Source organism: Protofrankia sp. CiP1_Cm_nod4 (genome assembly GCF_982290645.1).
In genome coordinates this window covers 1-6,216 of the sequence record NZ_CEVIVC010000023.1, presented here as the reverse complement: position 1 = coordinate 6,216, position 6,216 = coordinate 1, and the positions used below count along the sequence as shown (strand labels likewise).

The following is a 6,216-nucleotide window of genomic DNA, read 5'->3' as shown; positions in this document are numbered from 1 at the left end:
CGTGGCTGAGGGCGCGGCCCAGGCGGTGTCCGCCCGTCGGCGGGGAAGGGCTCGTCCACGAAGAAGGGGTCGTCCACAGACGATGCCCGCGGTGATCCCACCCTGGACGTCGTGGGCGTCGCGAACCTCGTGGACGCCCCGTCGTCCCGGTTATCCGCCCGGTACCGCTCCGGGGATGGCTGGTCACGGGTGGGCGATGCCGGGAAGTCGCTCGGGTAGGGGAAGTCGGCGGCCCTGCCGGAGGGCCGGGTGTTCGGGGCCGGCCGCGGGCCGGCGACAAGATAGCTGCCGAGATCCGCCTCGATACGCCGCAGCTCGTCTTCCCGCCATTTGTCGAGAAGTCTCTCGGCGACGTCGGCCTGAGCCCGGACGGTTCTCTGGACCGTCCGTTCGATCTCCGCCGCCTTGGCCTCACGTGCGGCGTTGACCTCCAGGGATGCCTCCATCTGCCACTCGCGGCCCTGCATCTTCTCGATCTGCAGCCGGCTGCGTTCCTCGATCTCGACAAACTGTTCGTAGAGCGTCGGCGGCCCCAGCGACATCAGGAACTTGACGAAGACCGGCAGGCACTCGATCGAGGTGATGAAAAGGAGCAGCAGGAGATGGGCCCAGCCGAGGGCGGGCCGCTCGGAGGTCAGCCGGTCGAGGGCCTCGATGCGGATGAGCATGCCGGTGTCGTCGCTGTTCTTGGCGTTGAACGCGGCGGTGTCCGCGGCACGGGCTTTCACGAGGCCGTCGAGCTGGGCGTTGACCGTGCTCAGCTCCGACTGGGCGTTGGCGAGCGTGGACGTGCGCGAGGCGTTCTGGTTCGTCTGCGCCACGTTGATGGCCCGGTCGAGCTGGCCCTGGAGTCTGTCGAGGTCGGCCTTGGCACTGTCCCGGATCGCGACTTTCTCGTTGTAGGCGATGCCGGCGCCGGGCCGGCCGCTGCCGCAGTCCGGCCGTCCTTCCTTCTCGCAGACCACGGCCTGCTCGGCCGCGTCGTATTTTTCTCGGGCGGCGTCGACCTGCGGCTGCAGGCGGGCCACCTCGGGATCCTTGCTGACGTCCGCGACGGCGCCGCCGGAGGCGACGGTCGCCTGTAACTGGGCCTGCCGGGCCCTGAGGTCGTTTATCTGCCTGGCGCGTTCGTCGTTCTGCATGTCGCGGTCGAACTGGTCGGCGCTCTCACGGTGCATGGTGGCCAGCTCGGCTTCTATCTCGGGCTCGAAGATGCGCAGCACCAGCGGCGTCGAGATGACCAGGCCGATAAGCACCGCCAGCAGCAGCCGCGGAAGCGCGATGACCAGGTTCTGGTACCAGTGCTCCCGACGTTGCACGGAGGCCACCAGCCACCGGTCGAGGCCCATGATCGCAAGACCCCACGCCCCGCCGACGAGAACGCAGGTGGCGATCGGCAGGCTCAGCCCCATGTGCAGGGCGAACGCGCAGGATGACGCAGCCATGAGCGACGTGGTCAGCACCGCGCTGCCGATACCGACGTACTTCGCCCGGTCGGTCGGGCAGCGGTCCAGGATCTGGGGGTTCGCCCCGGACAGCCAGATGAGAAGTCGTCTCACGACAGGCGCTCCCGCCCCCACAGCCTTGCGGCCATCCGCCCCCACACACCCTCTCGGCCTCGGTCAGGACCATGCCCGCCGGACTTACGGAACCTCACCCGACCCGCCGGAGGGGACGGGAACCACCAGTGCCCAGCCCGGCCGAACAGCGGAACGGCTCTTCCCCAGCCGCCGGCCGGCGTCGTTGTCGCCAGCCGGCCTGCCGAGAAGGCACTGGAAGGAAGGCCGGCCAGCCAGCCACCGCCACCGGCCCACATCCCGGGCTGGTGGATGCCGGGTGGGGAAGGCAGCCCGCGCGGAGCACGGGCCCGGACCTCGACGAGCTCGTCCCGGAGCTCGAACAGAGCGGCTGGCGAGACGATACCGGTGAGGGTGCCGCTCGGCGGGGCCGGAATCTCGAGGAAACTGATGACCGGCGGGCTGAAGGCACGCATGACCGGTGTTTGCGCCTCCACCACACCCCCGGTCCGCCCACGGGCCATCAGGCGCAGGGAACAAGTGGCCCTGAGCTCCACCGGGTGCGACCCCTTGGGAGGGAAGACGCCGTTGCCCTCGATGTACACCTCGTCCGCGTTGAGCGCAGACCATCTGACCACGACCGCTTCGCCGACGACACCGGCGCGGGGCTGCACGTCGACAAACTCGAACCGCGGCTCGGACGGCTCGGCGAACACGCTGCTCACACCCATCCCACCTTCATGATCCTCAAAGATGATGCCGGAGAGATGGCGCAAGAGGCCGAGGCAACGCTGACAGGCCAGCTCGACATGACGTTCCTCCCCCTCAGGAACACGTCGGTAAGCCTAACCCCACCCGTAGGCCAAGAACAAGATTTGTTTCAATATTGTGCGTACATTATCATCATAGTGGACGCGAGTCGTCGGATTCAGCACCCAGGTCCGCTCTCCGGGATCTCTCGGACCCCGCTCTCCCCACTCACGAGCCGCCATCGACCAGGGAGGACGAACGAAGCCGGAGCCATTGTCGATCAACCTGTCGGGTTGCCGACCCGCATCGCCCGGCGGCGTCTCGACGACTCCACCAGAGCTCACCGCACCCATTCCGAGTACCTTGGCCACCTTGAAAGCCGTGACCGTCGTTATCGCGAATACTCCCCCTTCCGTCAGCGACAGAAGAAGAACTACGAGGTGTCACGAAAATATTCTGCCGACGGCAGTTTCAGGAAGGTACCTGAGGCGGCGGACAAAATCGAGAACGACCGGACAGGCGCGCCACCCTGTCCCTGCCTGGGCCAACGCGAGACCGGATGGAGAGACAGGCCAGATAGAAAAGAATATATGCGTCAGAGATCCCGGACACGCGGCCGAAATGCCGCTACGGGGCCGGGCCAGGACGCCTGGAGAAGCGTAGAAACCGACGATGCACGATCTTCTTCGCCGGAACCGGAAAACGGCAAAAAAGACTTCGGGCGTATGCCCGGTCCCGTACGCGGTGGCTGTCCGTCGAGGACAGGGAGACGGTCGAGGAGAAGACGAAGACCAGGCCACCGCTGTGACCGGTACGGCGGTCAGTGGACGCGGGGGTCCGGGGGGCAGTCGAGGGCGCTGGCTCTGGTCAGGCCGCTGACGGTGAGCTTGGCGGACAGGCGGACCGGGCCAGGCCGCTCGGTGAGGATGCCCGTCCAGCCGTCCGCCGCCTCGAACACGCACGCCTCGTGGCCGTCGTCGAGCTGCCAGTAGGGCGTGAAGTGCACCAGGACGGTCGCCACGCCGGGCGCGCGGAAGTTCACCGCGAGTGAGCTGACACCGAGTTCGGTCAGGGCCGCCGGCCCCCGCACCAGGCCTGGCGAGTCGGTGACCAGCCAGACCTTCCAGTGGGCGTCCGACCAGACGAGTTCCAGGTAGGGCAGGCCGGCGTCGAGCAGCTTCGCCTCCTCCACCGCGGAGGAGTCCAGCTCCACGTCCGGCCGCGCCACGAAACGGACGCCGCGTTCGAGCAGCCACTTGTGGTAGGTCTCGGGAGCAAGGGTGCCGTCGTAGAACAGCGAGTTGTACTCCATGTCCAGCTGCCGCTCCCAGCCGCGGGCCAGCGGGACGTGCGGCGCCACGAACGACGCCTCCCAGTGCGCCCGGGTGAACGGGACCTCCACCCGTCCCATCGCCACCGGGCCGTGGTCGAGGTAGTCGAGCAGACCGGTGTAGTAGCCGGCCTGGCCGGAGGCGTCCCCGTAGGTGGCCAGCGCCCCGTGCACCGGGCCGATCTGCCAGCCCAGCAGCGGGATCGCGACGACCAGCAGCACCCGCGGGCGTCTGGCCAGCAGCATCGCCGCGAGCGGGCCCGCGAGCAGGGTCGCCGGGCGGGCGATGTTCCCGCCGATCTGGGTCGGGACGACGAAGAAGACCGCGGCGGCGGCGGCCCACAGCAGCAGCCCGCGCCTGATCGCCACCTCGTGCCGCGGGACGACGAGCAGCCCGGCGCCGATCAGCGCCAGCAGGGACAGGAAGGTCATCGCCGGGAACGGCTGCACACCGTGCTCGGGGAACAGCAACGCGACAACGATCCCGCTCATGGCCCCGGCCAGCGGCAGCACCCGGCGCCGCGGGAGCGTGCCGAGCAGGGCGACCCCGATCAGCAGCACGAACCCGCCGGCGAGCGGTGAGGCCAGCGACGACCCGACCGCGCCGGCCCACGCCGTCTTCGTCCGCCGTTCCCGGACGCCGAGCAGCGCCAGCGCGCCGAAGGCCATCCCCAGCGCGAAGGGCATCCGGCCGACGACGAGGTTGGCCACCGTCGCGACGGAGAACCAGACCAGCGCCAGGTCGTGGCCGTGCGTCCGGCCGCGGCCGCGTAGCAGCCGGGTGACGATCACGGTGGAGGCGACGCACGCGAGACAGCCGAGCGCCTGCACCCCGAACAGCGCCCCCAGCGGGGGGAAGAGCACGCTGTAGCCGGGTACGGTGTGCCCGCCGTACCACTGGTCGTCCCACAGCACCGCACCGCCGTGCTTGAACAGCCACACGCGATATTCCTGTGCGGGGGTGTCCGGGCCGGTGAGTCCCAGCGCCAGGGACAACCCGCACAGGGCGGCGGTGATCAGCCATGGCTGGCGCCGCAGCAGGGCGACGACGGCGAGGACGGCCCGCGGGAGCGCGGCACGCGGCTTCGGGAAGACCGCGCCGGGCTGCGGGGCATCACCGCCAGTTCCCCGGCGGACGGCGTGCGGTCCTGGACGGGCCGCCGGAGAGGAGAGCGTTCCTGGTGCTGTGGGCCCGACTTGCATGCCTTCGCGCCGGATGGCGGCCCGCCACCCGGCCCGACGCGGCTGCGCACCGCCCGGCAGGCCCGGGCGCGCCCGGGCGTCACCCGGGACAGCCTGCCGCGCCCGCGTGCCAGGCGGAGGACAGAGCCGCGGCTGCGCGTCCTGCGGAGGACAGGGCAGCTCCCGCGCGTCACACGGAAGATCGTGGGGTGCCTGCGCCTGCGCCTGCGCCAGGACGGCCTGGGACGCCTCCGCCTCGACCGGGACAGCCCGACGCGATCCCACATGACGTAGGACGGTGCCGAGCAGACCCACCCGACACCTCCCTGTGCCAGACCGCCACGAACCAGCCGACCGGGAGCACCCGGCCCACGCCGGGCCGCGGCCGTGACAACGACATCGACGGGTGGAGACGAAGCCCCCGTCCGCGATTCTTTCCGCGGGCGGGCCTGTTTCACGCACCTGTCGGGTGGCCGACCGTCGTGGGCACCGTCGCGGCAGTGATCGCTGTCCTCGCCGAGGCCGGGCTCGGACCGCGCAACCCGGACACCTTCAATCCCTCATCCTGGTGGGGGATTCTCGCATCACAGCCACCGTCGACAGCTACACGGGGCTGGCTCGCGGCAGTCGCCGCCGCCGCTGTGATCACCCTGTGCATCTGCTGGTGCGCCCTCGTCCGTTCGATCACTCGTTCGGCCACTCGCGCCGCCGAGGGTGCGGTGGATTCGTCTGATACGCCGCATATACCCGACACGCTCCCAGGCGGATCTGAGCATACCCGGGGGATCGCGCGTCCCGCCATGCCCCGTATCACCCCCGCCCGGGTGGTGGTCACCTCCATCGGGTGGAACCTGCCGTTCGCGCTTGGCCCGCCGCTGTTCAGCCGGGACGTCTACGCCTACGCGGGCCAGGGCGAACTCGCCCGCCACGGGCTCGATCCGGCGACGCACGGCGTCTCGGCGTTACGCGCGCTGGGCCCCCGGATGGAACCGTTCGTGACCGCGGTCGACCCGCGCTGGCGGGACACCCACGCCCCCTACGGGAGCACGGCCGTTCTCGTCGAGAAGGCGGCGGCCACGGTCGGCGACGCATTGGCCGGCACCGGGCCGCTCGGCGCCGTCATCACGCTGCGGCTCGTCGCCGTGCTCTCGGTCGTGGCGCTCGTCGCGCTCACCCCGCGGCTGCTGCCCGGACGTGCAGACCCCCGGCAGACCGCCCTGGTCCTCGCGCTGCTGGCCGCGAACCCCGTCACCGTCATCCACCTGACCGGCGGAGCCCACCTGGACGCCCTCGCCGCCACCCTGACAGTAACCGCCCTGCTACTCGACCGCCACCGCCACCGCCACCTAAAGATCGATGCTCCGATACCGCCGAATCGCAGGAACGAGTGTGGAAGTGGCTGCCACAGCAACCACTTCCACACTCGTTGGTGGGGTG

4 protein-coding genes are annotated in these 6,216 nt (G+C 70.0%); 1 reads left to right on the top strand and 3 read right to left on the bottom strand.

Features of this window, described 5'->3' with window-relative positions:
• The 3 genes from AC5LSR_RS07045 to AC5LSR_RS07035 form a co-directional block, all read right to left on the bottom strand.
• The coding region (locus AC5LSR_RS07045; protein WP_493468270.1) for a DUF4407 domain-containing protein at window positions 1-1,559 on the bottom strand (1,559 nt) is incomplete at its 3' end.
• Window positions 1,556-2,248: a hypothetical protein gene (locus AC5LSR_RS07040; protein ID WP_493468269.1), complete on the bottom strand. Its 693-nt coding sequence runs from the start codon at window positions 2,246-2,248 to the stop codon at window positions 1,556-1,558. The genes AC5LSR_RS07045 and AC5LSR_RS07040, both read right to left, overlap by 4 nt.
• Window positions 2,249-3,087: 839 nt before the next feature.
• A complete protein-coding gene (locus AC5LSR_RS07035; protein WP_250286061.1) occupies window positions 3,088-5,094 on the bottom strand; it encodes a hypothetical protein in 2,007 nt (668 codons plus the stop codon).
• 167 nt (window positions 5,095-5,261) lie between these two features.
• Between AC5LSR_RS07035 and mptB the strand changes: the two genes are divergently transcribed.
• A partial coding sequence (mptB, locus tag AC5LSR_RS07030) for a polyprenol phosphomannose-dependent alpha 1,6 mannosyltransferase MptB (protein WP_493468268.1) occupies window positions 5,262-6,216 on the top strand: 955 nt, incomplete at its 3' end.